Annotated in this window: 17 protein-coding genes; 13 read left to right on the plus strand and 4 right to left on the minus strand. The window is 72.7% G+C overall.

The window, feature by feature from the left end; genetic code table 11:
• Positions 1-84 precede the first annotated feature (84 nt).
• From H030_RS30900 to H030_RS0110075, 5 genes are read left to right on the plus strand one after another with little or no spacing between them, the layout of a single operon-like run.
• Positions 85-333 (plus strand): hypothetical protein, encoded by a 249-nt coding sequence (locus H030_RS30900; RefSeq protein WP_035126071.1) that lies wholly within the window; start codon positions 85-87, stop codon positions 331-333.
• The gene (gene murI, locus H030_RS30905) at positions 333-1,298 is read left to right on the plus strand and encodes a glutamate racemase (RefSeq protein ID WP_051222242.1); all 966 of its coding nucleotides are present in this window, start codon (positions 333-335) and stop codon (positions 1,296-1,298) included. Before H030_RS30900 ends, murI begins: the two co-directional genes overlap by 1 nt.
• On the plus strand, positions 1,295-2,026 hold the full coding sequence (gene rph, locus H030_RS0110065) for a ribonuclease PH (protein ID WP_027006029.1): 732 nt from the start codon (positions 1,295-1,297) through the stop codon (positions 2,024-2,026). Before murI ends, rph begins: the two co-directional genes overlap by 4 nt.
• On the plus strand, positions 2,023-2,601 hold the full coding sequence (rdgB, locus tag H030_RS0110070; protein WP_027006030.1) for an RdgB/HAM1 family non-canonical purine NTP pyrophosphatase: 579 nt from the start codon (positions 2,023-2,025) through the stop codon (positions 2,599-2,601). Before rph ends, rdgB begins: the two co-directional genes overlap by 4 nt.
• Positions 2,598-4,076, plus strand: coding sequence for a cation diffusion facilitator family transporter (locus tag H030_RS0110075; RefSeq protein ID WP_027006031.1), 1,479 nt, complete (start codon positions 2,598-2,600; stop codon positions 4,074-4,076). Before rdgB ends, H030_RS0110075 begins: the two co-directional genes overlap by 4 nt.
• 58 nt (positions 4,077-4,134) lie before the next feature.
• Here the strand turns inward: H030_RS0110075 and H030_RS39635 are convergent, their stop codons facing one another.
• Positions 4,135-4,275 (minus strand): hypothetical protein, encoded by a 141-nt coding sequence (locus tag H030_RS39635; protein ID WP_196809071.1) that lies wholly within the window; start codon positions 4,273-4,275, stop codon positions 4,135-4,137.
• Positions 4,276-4,469: 194 nt separating this feature from the next.
• Between H030_RS39635 and H030_RS0110085 the strand changes: the two genes are divergently transcribed.
• The 7 genes from H030_RS0110085 to guaA all read left to right on the plus strand — a co-directional run bounded on the left by H030_RS0110085 (position 4,470) and on the right by guaA (position 11,458).
• On the plus strand, positions 4,470-4,745 hold the full coding sequence (locus H030_RS0110085; RefSeq protein ID WP_027006032.1) for an HU family DNA-binding protein: 276 nt from the start codon (positions 4,470-4,472) through the stop codon (positions 4,743-4,745).
• Between the two features lie 37 nt (positions 4,746-4,782).
• Entirely contained in the window at positions 4,783-5,733 is a 951-nt protein-coding gene (gene pyrF / locus H030_RS30910; protein ID WP_051222244.1) for an orotidine-5'-phosphate decarboxylase, read from the plus strand.
• Positions 5,734-5,839: 106 nt separating this feature from the next.
• Positions 5,840-6,175: a LysM peptidoglycan-binding domain-containing protein gene (locus tag H030_RS0110095; RefSeq protein WP_081690654.1), complete on the plus strand. Its 336-nt coding sequence runs from the start codon at positions 5,840-5,842 to the stop codon at positions 6,173-6,175.
• Positions 6,172-7,473, plus strand: a complete 1,302-nt coding sequence (locus tag H030_RS0110100) for a D-alanyl-D-alanine carboxypeptidase family protein (RefSeq protein WP_027006034.1) — start codon at positions 6,172-6,174, stop codon at positions 7,471-7,473. Before H030_RS0110095 ends, H030_RS0110100 begins: the two co-directional genes overlap by 4 nt.
• A complete protein-coding gene (locus tag H030_RS0110105; RefSeq protein WP_027006035.1) occupies positions 7,470-8,435 on the plus strand; it encodes a 1-phosphofructokinase family hexose kinase in 966 nt (321 codons plus the stop codon). Before H030_RS0110100 ends, H030_RS0110105 begins: the two co-directional genes overlap by 4 nt.
• A gap of 170 nt (positions 8,436-8,605) precedes the next feature.
• Positions 8,606-9,832 carry a GuaB3 family IMP dehydrogenase-related protein gene (locus H030_RS30915; protein WP_051222246.1) on the plus strand — a complete coding sequence of 409 codons (1,227 nt, stop codon included), beginning with the start codon at positions 8,606-8,608 and terminating at the stop codon, positions 9,830-9,832.
• A gap of 12 nt (positions 9,833-9,844) precedes the next feature.
• Complete coding sequence (gene guaA, locus H030_RS30920; protein ID WP_081690655.1) at positions 9,845-11,458, plus strand: glutamine-hydrolyzing GMP synthase; 1,614 nt, start codon at positions 9,845-9,847, stop codon at positions 11,456-11,458.
• A 45-nt stretch (positions 11,459-11,503) separates the two neighbouring features.
• On the opposite strand, the gene H030_RS0110120 is transcribed toward guaA, so the two are convergent.
• On the minus strand, positions 11,504-13,540 hold the full coding sequence (locus H030_RS0110120) for a PKD domain-containing protein (protein WP_231398397.1): 2,037 nt from the start codon (positions 13,538-13,540) through the stop codon (positions 11,504-11,506).
• A gap of 176 nt (positions 13,541-13,716) precedes the next feature.
• On the opposite strand from H030_RS0110120, the gene H030_RS36825 reads away from it, so the two are divergent.
• Positions 13,717-14,898: a lipase family protein gene (locus H030_RS36825; RefSeq protein ID WP_051222248.1), complete on the plus strand. Its 1,182-nt coding sequence runs from the start codon at positions 13,717-13,719 to the stop codon at positions 14,896-14,898.
• On the opposite strand, the gene H030_RS0110130 is transcribed toward H030_RS36825, so the two are convergent.
• A complete protein-coding gene (locus H030_RS0110130; protein WP_051222250.1) occupies positions 14,895-16,700 on the minus strand; it encodes a GspE/PulE family protein in 1,806 nt (601 codons plus the stop codon). The two genes, H030_RS36825 and H030_RS0110130, sit on opposite strands and share 4 nt — an antisense overlap.
• Positions 16,701-16,769: 69 nt before the next feature.
• Positions 16,770-17,375 (minus strand): hypothetical protein, encoded by a 606-nt coding sequence (locus H030_RS0110135; protein WP_027006038.1) that lies wholly within the window; start codon positions 17,373-17,375, stop codon positions 16,770-16,772.
• Positions 17,376-17,586 lie beyond the last annotated feature (211 nt).

Below are 17,586 nucleotides of genomic sequence, written 5' to 3' on the forward strand. Positions count from 1 at the left end.
CGCAACGAACGCGCGTAGATCCGTCACACATCTCGGCCCAGGATCCGAGGGGCTTCGCCAACCGCTCATCACCTGGAGAGACGCATGCACCGTGCCATTGGTTGCGCTCACGCGACCATCCACCATCACCTGCGCCGTACCCATCGCGCGCTGATCGCTCGCGACGACGGCCAGGGGACCGTCGAGTACATCGGGTTGATCCTGCTGATCGCCGGGATCATGGCCGCCGTCGTGGCGCTCAAGACGAGGTCCGGGACCGACCTCGGCACCACGATCGTGGGCAAGCTGAAGGACTCGATCGACGGCGTCGGGGACCCGCCGTCCAAGAAGTGATGCTGGCGCTACGGACCTACGAGCGCGTGCTCGCCGGGACGCTGGTGGGGCGCGTCCCGGCGGGCCCGCCGCCTACGATGGTCGGCGTGCCCGCCAGCGACCCCCGCGACCGCCCGATCGCTGTCTTCGACTCCGGCGTCGGCGGGCTCACCGTCCTGCACGAGCTGCTCGTCGCCCTGCCCCAGGAGGACTACGTCTACCTGGGCGACAGCGCGCGGTTCCCGTACGGCGAGCGCACGCAGCAGGAGCTCGAGTCGTTCGGGATGGACATCGCCGACGAGCTGATCGCCCGCCGCGCCAAGCTGCTGGTCGTCGCCTGCAACTCGATGACCGCCGCCGCGCTGCCGGCGCTGCAGCGGCGGATGCTGGAGACGACGCTCGGGATCGACGTCATCGGCGTCGTCAAGCCCGAGGCCGCGCAGGCCGTCGCGGTCACGCGCTCGGGCCGGATCGGCCTGCTCGCCACCCGCGCGACCGTCGCCTCCGGCGCCTACGCGCGTGCCGTCGCGTCCGTCGACCCGCACGTCGACCTGGAGGCGGTCGCCTGCCCGGACCTCGCGCCGCTGATCCAGGACCCGCCCGGCGGCGAGCTGTTCACGCGCGAGCTGGAGGACGTCGTGCGCGACTACTGCGCGCCGCTGGTCGAGGCCCGCGTGGACACCGTCATCCTCGGCTGCACGCACTACCCGCTGGTCCGCCCGATGCTCCAGCGGATGCTCGGCCCCCGCGTGACGATCGTGACGTCCGGCGCCGCGCTGGCGCGCCAGGCCGAGCACGCGCTCGGCGCGCGCGGCCTCGGGTCGCGGCGCTCCGGCGAGGGCACCTACTCCTTCCTCTGCACCGGCGACGCCGACGCGTTCCACGCGCTCGGCACGCGCTTCCTGCAGATGCCGCTGACCGAGGTCGAGCACGTCGACCTCGCCTCGAACCAGACCCCGGAGGTGCCCGCGTGGCCGCGCCGTTGACCCGCTCCTACGACCGCACGCAGGACGCGCTGCGCCCCGTCACGATCGAGCCCGGCTTCGTCCGGACCGCGTCGGGCTCGGCGCTGATCTCGATGGGGGAGACGCGCGTGATCTGCACCGCGTCGGCCGAGACCGGCGTGCCGCGCTGGCGCGTGGGCTCCGGGCTGGGCTGGGTCACCGCCGAATACGGGATGCTGCCCGCGTCGACCGGCTCCCGGAAGGCGCGCGACATCACCAAGGGGCGCGCGGACGGCCGGACGATCGAGATCCAGCGGTTGATCGGGCGCTCGCTGCGCGGCGTCGTGGACTTCACCGCGCTGGGCGAGAACTCGATCTACCTCGACTGCGACGTGCTGCAGGCCGACGGCGGGACGCGCACCGCGTCGATCACCGGCGCCTACGTCGCGCTCGCGCTGGCGTGCGAGCAGCTCGTCGCTGCCGGCACGATCAAGCGCTCGCCGCTGACCGGGACGATCGCGGCCGTGTCGTGCGGGATCGTCGGCGGCGTGCCGCTGCTCGATCTCGACTACCCCGAGGACTCCAGCGCCGAGGTCGACGCCAACGTCGTCATGACCGGCGACGGCGGCCTGGTCGAGGTGCAGGCGACGGCCGAGCGCACGCCGCTGTCGCGCGCGCACCTCGACGAGCTGCTGGCGCTGGCCGAGGGCGGGATCGCGCAGCTGCGCGAGCACCAGGACGCGGCGATCGCGGAAGGACGGGCGTCATGAAGTTGGTGTTGTCGACGCGCAACGCGCACAAGGCCGAGGAGTTCGAGAAGCTGCTGGCCCCGCACGAGGTCGCGCCGCTGCCCGACGACGTCGTCCTGCCGCCCGAGACCGGGACGACGTTCGCCGAGAACGCGCTCGGCAAGGCGCGCGCTGCCGCGGAGGCGCTCGGAGTGGTCGTGATCGCCGACGACTCCGGAATCGAGAGCGAAGCGCTCGGCGGCCGCCCGGGCGTCTACTCGGCGCGCTTCGCCGGCGAGGACGCGACCGACCAGGAGAACCTCGACAAGCTCTTGCGCGAGGCCCCGACCGGCAGCGCGCTGGCCTACGTCTGCGTGATCGCGCTCGTCGACCCCGTCGCCGGGACCGAGGAGCTGTTCGAGGGCCGCTGCACCGGCACGCTCGCCGCCGAGCCGCGCGGCGACGGCGGCTTCGGCTACGACCCCGCCTTCCTGCCCGACGACGAGATCCCCGCACCCGCCGGCCGCACGATGGCCGAGCTGACGCCGGACGAGAAGGGCGCCATCTCCCACCGCGGCCGCGCCGCCGCGCTGCTGCGGGAGCACCTGGGCGGATGAGCGACGCGCCCGACCGCGACGACGCGCGCGGCGCAGCCGCCGCAGTAGCGACACCTCCGGCGGTCGCCGCTCCCGAGCAGACCAGCGCCGAGGCGTCGGCGCGCGACATCCTGCGCTCGGCGCTGGGCTCGGTCTTCGCGGCTGCGTTCCTGGTCACGCTGAAGCTCGTCGCGGGCCTGCTGTCCGGGTCGCTCGGCCTCGTCGCCGAGGCGGTGCACTCCGGGACCGACCTCGTCGCGGCGCTGCTGACGTTCCTGGCGCTGCGGGTCGCGACGCGGCCGCCGGACCGCGACCACCCCTACGGCCACGGCAAGGCCGAGCACCTCGCGGCGCTCGGCGAGGGCGCGTTCCTGGTCCTGGCCTCGGCGTTCATCGGCATCCAGGCGCTGACGCGGCTGTTCGGCGAGTCCTCCCACGAGGTCGACGCGAACATCTGGACGTTCCTGGTGCTCGGCGTCGTGCTCCTGGTCGACATCTCGCGCCTGCTGATCTCCCACCGCGCGGCGGTCCGCCACAACAGCCCGGCGCTGGCGTCCAACGCCCTGCACTTCGCCTCCGACATGGTCGGCACGGTCGCGGTGCTGATCGGCCTCGTCTTCGCGGCCAACGGGACGCCGGAGGCCGACGCGATCGCGGCGCTCGTCGTCGCGGTGCTGGTCGTCGTCGCGGCGTTCCGGCTGATGCGCCGCAACGTCGGCGTGCTGATGGACGCGACGCCGGTCGAGGCCGAGAGCGTCGCGCGCGCCGCGATCCGCGAGGCCGAGCCCGACGTCGAGCTGCGCCGCCTGCGCGTGCGCGCGGCGGCCGGGCGCAACTTCGTGGAGGCCACGATCGGCGTGCACCCCGACGCGGCGCTCGGCGAGGGCCACGCGGTCGCCGACTCGATCGAGGACGCGGTCAGCCGGGCGCTGCCGGGCAGTGACGTCGTCGTCCACGTCGAGCCGGGCGCGGTCGGCTCGGGCGACCTGCGCGAGCGCGCGTCGGCCGCGGCGCTGACGGTCCGCGGCGTGCGCGAGGTCCACAACGTCCGGGTCGTCGACGTCGGCGGCCGGCCGGAGCTGTCGCTGCACCTCAAGCTGCCCGCCGACCTCGACTTCGGCCACGCGCACGACATCGCCTGCGCGGTCGAGGCCGCGATCTGCGCGGCGGTCCCGGAAGTCATCGACGTCCACACCCACATCGAGCCGCTCAGCACCGAGGTCGAGGGCGCGCGGCCGCAGCCGACCGAGGTCGCCGCCGAGGAGCGCGTCGTGCGGGACCTGGTCCGGGAGCTGACCGGTGGCGAACCGGACGCGCTGCGCTTCCGGACCGGCGACGACGGGCTCGTCGTCCTGCTCACGGTCCGGCTGGCGGGCACGCGCACGCTCGACCAGGCCCACGACGTCGCCTCCGAGCTGGAGCGGCGGATCCGCGAGCAGGCGCCGTCGATCGACGAGGTGATCGTCCACACCGAGCCGGCCGAGGCGCCGAGCTAGCCGCGTCGCCGCGCGCGCCCGGCGAAGCCCCTGCACAGCGCGCCTTTCGGCGCGCGCCTCAGCGCAGGTTGATGGCGGCCGACAGCGCGACCGCCGCGAACAGCGCGGCGTAGCCCTGGTAGTTGCTGATCAGCATGATCAGCGCCCCGATCAGGAGGGCCACCACGGTCACCAGCCAGGCGATGCGCTGCAGGGTCATCGAGATGGGATTCTGGACGGTCTGCAGGACGCCTGCCTTGCGATCCGTCCGACCGTGGTCTCAGACTGCCCGGCCGACCGTCAGCAGCACGGGTTTCGGGGCCGCTGAGGGCGGACACCGGCTAGGGGACGCGGAGGTCGAACCGACTCCGCGATGTGTCGCCCCGACCACGACCCTCGATCAGGAGGACCGCAGTGACGAAGAGCGAGTTCGTCGACCACGTCGCCCAGAAGGGCGACCTCGACAAGAAGGAAGCCGCAGCGGCGGTCGACGCCGTGCTGGGCGTGATCGAGGAGACGCTCGCCCGTGGCGGCGAGATCACCTTCTCCGGCTTCGGCAAGTTCCACGTCGCCGAGCGCGGCGCGCGCGAGGGCGTGCACCCGCGCACGGGCGAGCCGATCCAGATCGCGGCGTCCAAGGTCCCGCGCTTCACCGCCGGCTCGGGCCTCAAGAAGGCCGTCAAGGGCTAGCCCGCCCTGGGCATCGACGTTCCATCTGGGGTCGCGCATGCCGACCGGTGACGTCCACGTCGCCGACCGGCTCGCGGCCATCGTGGCCGAGCGCGAGTCGCAGATCGTGCTCGGCCTCGACCCCGATCCGAATCGGCTCTGGCCGCAGCCCGCGGCCGCCGCGCTCGACGCAGCGCCGGACGGTGCGACGCCCGCGCAGCGCGCCGCCGCCGCGGTCCTCGCTCACTGCCGCGCGGTCATCGACGCGCTCGGTGAGGCGATCGCCGGCGTCAAGCCGCAGGTCGCGTGCTTCGAGCGCCTCGGCGCCCCCGGCTGGGCCGCGCTGGCCGAAGTTGTAGAACATGCTCGCGCGAGCGGGTTGTACGTGTTGGCCGATGCCAAGCGCGGCGACATCGACGTCACCGCCACGGCCTACGCGCAGGGCCTGATCGGCAGCACGCCCGGTCCGGAGGGCGTGGGGGAGATCCCCGGCCTCGGCGCCGACGCGATGACCGTCGCGCCCTACATGGGCGCCGACACGCTCGGCTCGTTCGCCGCGGTCGGCCGCGAGCACGCGACCGGGTTGTACGTGTTGATCCGGACCTCCAACCCCGGCGCCGCCGACGTCGAGGACACGCGCCTAAAGAGCGGCGGCGCGCTGTGGGAGCACGTCGCGGGGCTCGTCGCGCAGCTCGGCGCCAAGAGCCTCGGCCCGGAGTCCGGGCTCAGCGACGTCGGCGCCGTCGTCGGCGCGACCCAGCCGGAGCACATCGCGCGCGCCCGCGAGCTGCTGCCCCACGCGACGTTCCTGCTCCCCGGCGTCGGTGCGCAGGGCGGCCGCGTCGAGGATCTCGCACCCGCCTTCGCACCGCACCCGGCCGCCGGCCTGGTGACCGCCTCCCGCTCGCTCGTCCGCGCCCACGAGCAGGACGGCGCACCCGCCGACCCGGCCACCGCCGCCCGCGCCGAGGCCGAGCGCCTCCGCACCACCGCCTGGTCGCTGCGCTAGCCGCCGCGCGCCACCGCGCCGCGCCCCCTCGCCACCGGCGAGCGGTCGCTGCGCTGACGCGCCGGCGGCGCGGGGTGACCGGAGCGCTCCCTATCCTGCCTGCCTGATGCGCCGCCGATCACCCGCTCGTTGGCTGGCCCCGCTGGCCCTCGTGGCCTGCGCGTTCGCCATCTACGCCGTCGTCGACCACGAGATCCTCAACAGGGACGACAGGACGACGCAGACGACGTCCTCGACGAGGACGTCGAGGAACAGGGCGGTCAGGACGACGACCACCAGGAGGCAGGGGGTCAAGAGGACCACCTACACCGTGAGGCCGGGCGACTCGCTGTCGTCGATCGCCGCCAAGCAGGGCGTCGACGTCGCCGCCCTCGCCGCCGCCAACCCGAAGGTCGACCCCGCCGCCTTGCACCCAGGCCAGAAGCTCAAGCTGCCCCGATGACCGCCACCGCGTCCGCACCCAAGCGGGCGGCGGGCGGCGTGCTGACCGCGCTGCTGCTGGCCGCCCTCGCCGCGCTCCTCCTGGCGACGGCCGTCGCCCCGCCCACGGCGCGCGCCCAGACCGCGACCGCCACCAGGGCCCCGAGGATCACCGCGCCCGCCGCGATCCTCGTCGAGCCCGCGACCGGCGACATCGTCTTCCAGCGCAACGCCAACCAGCGCCGCGGCATCGCCTCGACGACCAAGATCATGACCGCGCTGGTCACCGTCGAGCACGCCTCGCTCGACGACGTCATGACGACCGTCGACTACCACGCGGCGCCGATCGAGTCGCAGGCCGGCTTCGGCCCCGGCGAGCACGTCACGGTCCGCGACCTGCTCAGGGCGCTCCTGGTCACGAGCGCCAACGACGCCGCCGCCACGCTGGCCGAGCGCGTCGCCGGCAGCCGCGAGAGGTTCGTGGCGATGATGAACGCCAAGGCCAGGCAGCTCGGCCTGAAGGACACGCACTTCGCCAACCCGATCGGGCTCGACAACGAGGAGAACTACTCGACCGCGTCGGACCTCGCGAAGATGGCGCTCGTCCTGCGCCAGAACAGGTTCCTGCGCGCGACCGTGGACTCCAAGCAGGTCACGCTGACCTCCGGCGCGCACCCGCGCACGTTCGCCAACCGCAACCTGCTGGTCCGCGACGTCCCTTACGTCAACGGCGTCAAGACCGGCCACACGAACTCCAGCGGCTACATCCTCGTCGGCTCGGCGACCAGGAACGGGATCAACGTCGTCTCCGTCGTCCTCGACGACCCGTCCGAGGCGGCCCGTGACGCCGACTCGCTCGCGCTCCTGAAGTACGGCCTGGCCCGCTACCACGTCGTCACGGCGATCAGGAAGGGCCAGCTCGTCGGCCAGTCCAGGCTCGCCCACCGTGACACGCACGTCAACCTGCTGGCGTCGAAGACGGTCACCCGGACCGCGCGCCGCGGCGACAGGCTCGTCGTCACCGTCCACGACCTGCCCAAGACGATCGACGGCCCTCTGGCCAAGGGCGCCGAGGTCGGGACGCTCACCGTGACCCAGCGCGGCAGGGTCGTCGCGCGCGTCCCGGTCGTCACCGCCGACGCGGTCGACGCCGCCACGTTCTTCGACCGCCTGCGCGACTGGCTCGGCAGCCCGGTGACCCTCCTCCTGCTCGCCGCCTTCGGCGTCTGTAGCCTCTACCTCGTGCTGCTCCGGCGGCGCGCGGTGCGGCGCAGGCAGAGGCGTCGCGCACAGAGGGAAGCCGAAGCTCCCGTCGCGTGATCATCACCGTCACCCTCAACGCAGCGATCGACAAGTCGCTCTCCGTGCCGAACTTCCGGCTCGGCCGCCGCCATCGCACGGTCGAGCAGCGCACGGCCGCGGGCGGCAAGGGCGTCAACATCGCCCGCGCGCTGAAGACGCTCGGCCAGCCGGTGATCGCCACCGGCTTCGCGGGCGGCCCGACCGGCACGCGGATCGTCGACCAGCTCACCGAGGAGTCGATCCTCAACGACTTCGTGCGGATCCGCGAGGAGTCGCGCACGAACACGAGCGTCTTCGACCCGACCAACGGCCAGCAGACCGAGATCAACGAGCGCGGCCCCGCGGTCACCGACAACGAGATCCAGCTGTTCCGCGACAAGCTGCTCTACCTCGCGCGCGGCGCCGACATGGTCGTCATCGCCGGCTCGCTGCCGCGCGGCGTCGACCCGGCGATCTACGCCTCGATCATCCGCGAGCTGCGCAAGTCCGCCGTGCTGACGCTGATCGACACCGACGGCGAGCCGCTGCGCCACGCGACGCGCGCCGAGCCCGACGTGATCTCGCCCAACGTCCTGGAGGCCGAGGAGCTCGTCGGCCACGAGTTCAACGACGACGAGGACCGCCTGATCGCCGTCGGCGAGATGGTCGAGCAGGGCGCCCGCGAGGCGATCATGACGCTCGAGGACGGCTGCGTCGCGTGCCTCAAGGTCGACGGCCAGCTCCAGCGCTTCCGGGTCAGCGTCCCGCCGCGCGAGGACGTCGCCGGCGTCGGCGCGGGCGACGCGTTCCTGGCCGGCTACGTCGCCGCGCGCTACTCGGGCAAGTCGCCGTCGGACTGCCTGGCCTACGGCGTCGCCTGCGGCGCCGAGTCGACCAACCACCTCGGCGCGGGGATCATCGAGCCGGGCCTGGTCGACAGGATGCTCAGCCAGGGCGAGGTCGACGTCAGGATGTTGTCGGCGCCCGCCGAAGTGACGTAGCTCACACCGCGCGGAGTGCGCTTCACCCCGTTGGGGGTTCGGTTCCGTACGAACCGATTGCTACTCTGAATCGGGCGTGACTGGTTGCCGCCACACCACGCCGCAACGCCCATCCTGGACCCCGCCTGCGCGGGGTCTTTTCGTCCGGCCCCAGACCTAGGATTCGCCTCATGGAGATCGAGATCGGCCGCGGGAAGAAGGCCCGCCGCGCCTATGGATTCGACGACATCGCGATCGTGCCTTCACGACGCACGCGTGACCCCGACGACGTCGACGTCTCCTGGAAGCTCGGCGACTACCGCTTCGAGCTGCCGCTGCTCGCGTCGGCGATGGACGGCGTCGTCTCGCCGCGCACCGCGGGCATCATCGGCAAGCTCGGCGGCCTCGCCGTCCTGAACCTCGAGGGCATCTTCGCCCGCTACGAGGACGCCGACGAGCAGCTGGAGCGCATCGCCGCGCTGCCCAAGGACGTCGCGACGCGCGAGATGCAGGAGATCTACCGCGCGCCGATCGACGAGGACCTGATGGTCCAGCGCATCCGCGAGATCAAGGAGCAGGGCGTCGTCACCGCCGCCTCGCTGACCCCGCAGCGCGTCAACAAGTACTACGAGAAGTGCCTCGACGCGGGCCTCGACATCCTGGTCATCCAGGGCACGGTCGTCTCCGCCGAGCACGTCTCGCAGACCTCCGAGGCGCTGAACCTCAAGGAGTTCATCGCCGACCTGCCGGTTCCGGTCGTCGTCGGCGGCTGTGCTTCGTACCACACGGGTCTGCACCTGATGCGCACCGGCGCGGCCGGCGTTCTTGTCGGTGTCGGTCCCGGCGCGGCGTGCACCACGCGCGGCGTCCTGGGCATCGGCGTCCCGCAGGCGACGGCGATCGCCGACGTCGCGGCCGCCCGCTCCCAGCACATGCTGGAGACCGGCGAGTACGTCCGCGTCATCGCCGACGGCGGCATGCGCAACGGCGGCGACGTGTCGAAGGCGATCGCCTGCGGCGCCGACGCGGTCATGATCGGCTCCCCGCTCGCTCGCGCCCACGAGGCGCCGGGCCGCGGCTTCCACTGGGGCATGGCGACGTTCCACCCGACGCTCCCGCGCGGCGCGCGCGTGGCGACGACGCAGAACGGCACGCTCGAGGAGATCCTCGTCGGCCCGGCCCGCGAGAACGACGGCACGTTCAACCTGATGGGCGGCCTGCGCACCTCGATGGCCACCTGCGGCTACCAGGACATCGCCGAGTTCAACCGCGCGGAGCTGATGATCGCCCCGTCGCTGCAGACCGAGGGCAAGCAGCTCCAGACCTCGCAGTCCGTGGGCATGGGCTCGCGCGGCGCGGCGGTCGGGGCGCACAGCCCGTCGGCCGCCGAGGACAAGACGCCCGCCGGCGTCGCGTAGTCCTACAACAACATGACAGACCACCTCGTCACCGCCTCGACGGCGGCCACGGAGCTCGCTGACGAATCGGCGCCCGTCGACCGCCCGACGGCGGTCGACGAGGTCGTCGTCCTCGACTACGGCGGGCAGTACTCGCAGCTGATCGCGCGGCGCGTCCGCGAGTGCGGTGTGTTCAGCGAGCTGCTGCCCCACCACGTCGGGGCGGCCGAGGTCCGCAAGCGCAGGCCGAAGGGCCTGATCCTGTCCGGCGGCCCGGCGTCGGTGTACGCCGACGGCGCGCCGAAGCTGGATCCGGAGCTGCTGGAGCTCGGCATCCCGGTGCTGGGCATCTGCTACGGCATGCAGCTGCTGGCGCTCAAGCTCGGCGGCAAGGTCGAGGGCGCCGAGGTCGGCGAGTTCGGTCGCTCCCAGCTGACCGTGCGCGAGCACGGGACGCTCTTCAAGGGCCTGCCCGAGGAGCAGTCGTGCTGGATGTCGCACCGCGACACGGTCTTCGAGGCGCCGCCGGAGTTCACCGCGCTGGCGTCCTCGACGGCGTCGCCGGTGGCGGCGTTCGAGTCGACCGAGCGCGGGATCTACGGCATCCAGTTCCACCCCGAGGTCGTGCACACGCCCTACGGGACCGAGGTGCTCAAGACGTTCCTGCGCGACGTCTGCGGCGCCGACCTGGAGTGGTCGGCCGCGTCGATCGTCGAGGAGCAGATCGAGCGGATCCGCGCTCAGGTCGGGACCGCCAAGGTCATCTGCGGGCTGTCCGGCGGCGTGGATTCCTCCGTGGCCGCCGTGCTCGTGCACCGCGCGATCGGCGACCAGCTCACGTGCATCTTCGTCGACCACGGGTTGATGCGGAAGAACGAGGGCGAGCAGGTCATCAAGGCCTTCCGCGACCAGTACAAGATCCCGCTGGTGGCCGTCGACGCCGAGGACCGGTTCCTGGACAAGCTCGCGGGCGTGTCCGAGCCGGAGGCCAAGCGCAGGATCATCGGCGCCGAGTTCATCCGCGTCTTCGAGGAGGAGGCGGCCAAGATCGGCGACGCCAAGTTCCTCGTCCAGGGCACGCTGTACTCCGACGTGATCGAGAGCGGCGGCGGCACCGGCGCGGCGACGATCAAGTCCCATCACAACGTCGGCGGCCTGCCCGAGGACCTCGAGTTCGAGCTGGTCGAGCCGCTGCGCGCGCTGTTCAAGGACGAGGTCCGCGCGGTCGGCGCCGAGCTCGGGCTGCCCGAGCGGCTCGTGTGGCGCCAGCCGTTCCCGGGCCCCGGCCTGGCGATCCGCGTCGTCGGCGGCGAGGCGACCAAGGAGCGGTTGGACGTCCTGCGCGACGCCGACTACATCCTGCAGGACGAGATCCGCAACGCCGGGCTCTACCGCGAGCTGTGGCAGTCCTTCTGCGTCCTGCCCGACGTCCGCACGGTCGGCGTCCAGGGCGACGAGCGCACCTACGGCTACGTCGTCGTCATCCGCGCGGTGACCAGCGACGACGCGATGACCGCCGACTGGGCGCGCCTGCCCTACGACCTGCTCGAGCAGATCGCCTCGCGCATGATCAACGAGCTGCGCGAGGTCAACCGCGTGGTCTTGGACATCACGTCCAAGCCGCCAGGCACGATCGAGTGGGAGTGACCTGACGAGAGGGCGGCCGAGCGGCCGCCCTCTCGCGTTCTGCGGCTAGGCGCGGGCGGCCAGCTTGGTGGTCGTGGTCGTCTTCGTGCCGTCGGCGGCGGTGAAGGTGACCGTCAGCGTGACGGTCAAGGACTTCAACTTGGCCGCACGGTTGCGAGTGGTCCTGCTGAGCTTCAGCGCGACCGGGACCGGCCTGCCGCTGGCGACCTTCGTCGTCTGCGCGCCGAGGCGCGTCGACTTCAGGCCCAGCTTCCTGGCGTCGGCCTTCGAGACCGTCGCGGTGACGCTGATCGTGCCGGCGCCCGGTGCGACGACCGTCGTCCGGATCGCCTGGCGGGCGAGGACCGTCGCCAGCCTCTGCGTGTGCGCGAGCATGACCGTCGGCGCCGCCTGCTTCGGCCCGGCGGCCGGCGTGGGCGCCGGGGCCTTGTCGGCGGTCCTGGTCGTCGTCGTGGTGGTCGTGGTCGACGGCGTCGTCGCGGTCGTGGTGCTCGTCGGCTGATCGCTCGGCGTGTCGCCGCCGGCGGGCGCCGCGGTGACCGTCACCGTGCGGGTCGCCGTCGTCGTGTTGCCGTGGGCGTCCTGCGACGCGATCGTCACCGTGTAGGTGCCGGCCGCGGCGTAGGTGTGCGACGGCGTCGCGCCGGTCACCGGCGCGGTGCCGTCGCCGAAGTCCCAGGTCGTGTCGCCGGTCGCCGAGAACGCGTCGACCGGGTTGACCGAGGGCGCGTACGCGTGGCCCGCGACCGCGCTCGACGGGACGTCGAGGCCACGCAGGTACGGGCCCGAGTGGTCCAGGAACGACGCGTGGGCGCCGCCCGAGTTGTCGGTGAACACGGCGACCGCGCTGCCGTGGCCGTCGCCCGCGAGCACCGGGCTGTCGCCGTTGGCCGAGCCCCACGCCTGGACGTCGGGGGTCGACCACGAGCTGCCGGTGAGCACCGGCGTCTGCATCGAGGGGGAGGAGCCGGAGTCGCCCGGCCACGCCAGCGCGGCGAAGCCGCCGTCGCCGGCGGACGCGCCGCCGCCGAGCCAGCCGCCGGTGCCGACCTGGACCGGCGCCGACCACGTGCCGTTCGCGTCGCGCGTCGCGGCGAAGTACGGGTTGCCGTTGGGCTCCTCGGCCCAGGAGACGACCGCGGTGCCGTCGGACGCGACCGACAGCGACGGGACGTAGTAGCTCTCGCCGGGGGTGTCGACCGAGACCTGGTGCGCGGCGCCCCAGGTGTCGTCGAGCGCCTGCGAGCGGACCTGCTCGCTCCTGCCCGACGTGCCCTGGTAGGCGATCGTCGCGCGGCCGGCGCCGTCGAGCGCCAACTGGATCGAGTAGCCGGCGCCGAGCGGCGTGACCGACGACCACGTCGCGCCGTGCAGCACCGCGCTCTCCAGCTGGCCGTAGCGTTCCCACACGGCGACGGCCGAGCCGTCGGGGCGCCAGGCGACCGCGGTCTGCTGGACGCCGCTGGCGCCGGTGCCGAGGACGACCGGCGTGCCCCACGTCCCATCGGCGGAGCGGATCGACGCGTACACGTTCAGGTCCTGCTGGGTCCAGAGCGCGATCGCGCGGCCGTCGGCGCCCAGGGCGGCCGACGGCGCGCTGGCGGCGGAGGTCGCGGGATCGGGCGACAGCGCGCTCGCCGTGCCCCAGGCGCCACCCGCGGCGCGGGAGGCGACGTAGATCTGGTTCGGCCCGGGCATCGTCATCCCGGGGAAGCCCGGCATGGTCGTCGGGGTGTTCTGGCCCCAGACCGCGACCGCGGCGTCGTCGGCCGGCGAGGTCGCGATGGCGTACTCGCCGATGGCCTTCGCGGGGTCCGAGAGCGTCGTCGTCGCGCTCCAGCTGCCACCGGCGGGGTGGCTCTGGGCCACGAGCGCGCTCGCGAAGCCGGCGCTGTCGCGGATGACGGCGGTGACGTCGCCACCGGCGCCCATCGACGCCTTGGGGTACTGGTTGTTGTGGCCGGCGACGCCGAGGTCGACCGGGGTGGTCCAGGGCGAGACGGGGGTGGCCAGGGCGGCGGGGGCCACGAGGGCGGGGGACAGCATGGCGGTCGCGAAGACCGCAAGCGCGCTTCGGCGCATGAGGAGCATCACCAACTTGCTTCGTGAGGGGGGAACAGCAACGTCCCGTTTGGTCGGTCCCTCACGCCGTTCGGGTAGCCCGGGTGTCAGTTCGCCGACGGTGCGTAGCGCTATTCGTCCGCGCGCCCGGACCGGCCTGGCTAGGCGCGGCGGCCAGGAGGGACTAGGGTCGCGCGATGGGTCGCTTCGTGGTCGCCGCCGTCGCGGCGCTGTCCTTGTTGTACGTCGCGGTCGCGGGTGCGGACGAGCCGTCCAACGCCTACTACCGGACGCCGAGCAGGCTGCCGGGCAAGCGCCACGGCGACGTGATCCGGCACAAGGCGCTCGGCGGTGAACCCGCGGTCGCGGGCGCCGGCAGGACGCAGCTGGTGATCTACCGGACCACCGACGCGGCCGGCCGCGCAGTCCCGGCCTCCGGCGTCGTCTCGATCCCGAAGGGCAGGACGCCCAAGGGTGGCTGGCCGGTCATCACATGGGCGCACGGGACATCGGGCATCGCCGACCAGTGCGCGCCGTCGCTGGACTCCGCGACCGCCGCCGCGCACGGCTACAACGCCTACATCTACCCGCTGTTCACGCGCTGGCTGAAGGCCGGCTACGCGATCGTCCGGACCGACTACCAGGGGCTCGGCACGGCCGGGGACCACCAGTACCTGATCGGCGCCTCCGAGGGCCACTCGGTTCTCGACATGGTCCGCGCCGCCCGCGCGGCGCTGCCGGGGGCGTTGTCCACCAACATGGTCATCTCCGGCCACTCACAGGGCGGCCACGCCGCGCTCTTCGCCGCCGCCGAGGCGCCGAAGTACACGCCGGAGCTGCACCTGCGCGGGACCGTCGCCTACGCGCCCGCCTCCCACCTGGACGAGCAGATCCCGCTGACGACGTCGCTCACGCAGCCCAACGCGGGCCTCACCGCGCTCGTCGCGACGATCGGCGCCGGGCTCGAGGCCGCCGGCCGGAGCGCCGGCGTCACGCCCGTGCTGACCCCGGCCGGCAGCGGCCTCGTCGCCGACGCCAGGACGCAGTGCCTCGGCACGCTCGCCGGGACCGCGACGACGCAGAACCTCACGCCCGCGTCGCTCTTCCAGCAGGGCGCGAGCTTCACGACGCTGCGGAGGCTCCTCGACGCCCAGGACCCGACCAACCTGAGGATTGCCAGCCGCGTCCGGATCGAGCAGGGCAGCGCCGACACGACCGTCATCCCGCTCTTCACCGACGACCTCGCCAAGACGCTCACCGGCCGTGGCACGCCGTTGACCTACAACAAGGTCGCCGGCATCGACCACGCCGGGATCACGTCGGGCGCAGGCGCGACCGACGGGACCAAGTACATCGAGAAGTGGATGCCGGGGCGCTAGCCCGCGGCGGTGACGCGGAGCACTTCTTCGGGCGACGTCAGCCCGAGCAGGACCTTGTCGCAGCCGTCCTCGCGCAGGCGCTTCATGCCCTGCGCGACGGCGACGTGGGCGATCTCGTCGGCCGAGGAGCGCTTGAGGATCAGCTCGCGGATCTCCTCGTTCATCCTGAGGACCTCGAAGATGCCGAGGCGGCCGCGGTAGCCGGTCTGGTTGCAGCGGTCGCAGCCGCCGGGCTTGAAGATCTCGACCGGGCCCTCGACCTCGAAGCCGTGGTCGTGCATGACGTGCTGCTCGACGCGCACGGCCCTCTTGCAGTGGTCGCAGAGCCTGCGCGCCAGGCGCTGGGCGACGACGCAGTCGATCGCGCTGGAGAGCAGGAACGGCTCGACGCCCATGTCCAGCAGGCGCGAGACCGCGTTCGGCGCGTCACGGGTGTGCAGCGTGGAGAGGACGAGGTGGCCGGTCAGCGCCGCCTCGACCGCGATGTGCGCGGTCTCGCCGTCGCGGATCTCGCCGACCATGATGATGTCCGGGTCGGCGCGCATGATCGCCTTCAACCCGCCGGCGAACGTCATCTTCGCCTTGTTGTTGATGGCCATCTGCTTGACGCCGTCCATCCGGTACTCGACCGGGTCCTCGACGGTGACGATCGTGCGCGTGCCGTTGTTGACGTGCGCCAGGCACGAGTACAAGGTGGTGGACTTGCCCGAGCCGGTCGGGCCGGTGACGAGCACGCCGCCGTACGGGCGCGCCATCGCGGCCTCGACGTTCTTGCGGTCGCTCTCGAGCATCCCGATCTGCTCCAGCCCGACCGGGGCGGAGGACGAGTCCAGGATGCGCGCGACGACCGCCTCGCCGTGCACGGTCGGCAGCGTCACGACGCGCAGGTCGATCTCGTGGCCGTCGATCAGCAGCGACACGCGGCCGTCCTGCGGCGTGCGGCGCTCGGCGATGTCGAGGTTCGCCATGACCTTGACGCGCGAGACGACGCCGACCGACATGCGGCGCGGGATCGTCACGGCGGAGTCGAGCATCCCGTCCACGCGGAAGATCACGTGCATGTCCTCCGAGGACGGGTCGAAGTGGATGTCCGAGGCGCCGCGGCGGATCGCGCGCTTCAGGACCGAGTTGACCAGCTTGATGATCGGCGCCGCGTCGTCGGCGCCGAGGTCGGTGACGTCGGTGTCCGGGACCGCGGTGAGGTCGACCTCGCTGTCGCCCCCGTCGTCGTCGGCCGACAGGTCCGGGAGGTCGTTGCCGAGGCGGACGCTGAGGCGGTGGATGTCGTCGTAGGCGGCGACGACCGGGCGCACCGCCATGCCCGTGATCATCGTCACGTCGTCGATCGCGAGCATGTTGGCCGGGTCGGCCATCGCGAGCAGGAGCTGGCCCTCGTCGTCCTGGCCGACCGGGATCGCGTCGTAGCGGCGCACGAAGCCGGGGTCGACGAGGCGCGCGAGGTCGTTGTCGATGCGGAAGATCGTGAGGTCGATGCGCTCGATGCCGAAGCGCTCGGCCAGCACGCGGGCCAGCTGCTGCGGCGTCAGGACGCCGTCCTCGATCAGGACGCGGCCGGTCAGGCGCCCGGACTCACGGGCGTGCGCGACGGCCCTCTCGACCGCCTCCTCCTTGGCGAAGCCCAGCTCGACGACGACCTGGCCGATGAGCCGGGTCGAACGTCCGCGCGACAGCGGCGGGATCAGGCCCGGGACGTCGGAGACCGGCGGCTCGTCGTGCAGAGACGGGACCGCGGGCGACGCCGCGTGGGCTGAGCTGCTGCTGCTGGGAGGAGGGACCGACACACCCGGTACGTCGGCCGGGCTCGGACGAAGGTCCAGCGGGTGGACAGATGTTCGGTCCGTGCCCGGACGTCAGCGCCCGAAGTAGAGCGCGGCCGCAGGCAGGTCGGCGGCCAGCAGCGCCGCCTCGGCCTCGTGCTGCTGGGGTGTCGCCACGTCGTGGGCGAAGATCACGCCGGGGAGGTTGTCGAGGAGGACCGCGCGGACGTCCTGCCAGTCCTGCGTGTCCGGGAGCCGCAGCATCTCGTCGTCGAGCCCGAGCCGCGCCATCGTCGCCCGGACGAGGGTGACCAGCTCAGGGGCGGCGTGACGGCGGCGGCCGATGAGCTCCGAGCAGATCCGCTCGACGAGCTTGCCGCGCCACAACGGGAGCGCGTCCTCGGTCAGGATCCGCCGCTGAAGACGCCAATCGCCATCGGCCCACCAGCGCGGGACGAGCGGCGCGCCGTCCGGGGTTACGGCGACGGCGAGGCGCGGCGGCAGGCGCGTGCGAAGGTACTCCGTGCGCTCGCCGGCGGCGACGCGCGCGAGATGCTCCGCCGTGGTCGGTCGCCCGCGGTCGGCGAGGAGGACGCGCAAGGCGTGCGTCTCCAGCGGCACGCCGATCGCCGCGACGAGCGCTTCGATCTCGGTCGCGATCGCTCCCGCCCGGCGTGCTCTGCGGAGATCCGACGACATGGCGTAGAGGCTAACGTATAGGTCGGTGACCGCGTAACTCTCGATGAACACGGGGATCGCGTGGCGATCGGTCCCGAACCGTGCACCCCGGAACGCGCACGCGGCGCAGCCCGGCTACACTCTCCCGGCTGGATCGGGCCGACAGGCGGCTCGACGCGGTTCGATCCCGCTCCCTCGCGGAGCAGTTGCGATCGGAACGCACTCCGTACAC

Source organism: Conexibacter woesei Iso977N (genome assembly GCF_000424625.1).
Classification (GTDB): Bacteria; Actinomycetota; Thermoleophilia; order Solirubrobacterales; family Solirubrobacteraceae; genus Baekduia; species Baekduia woesei_A.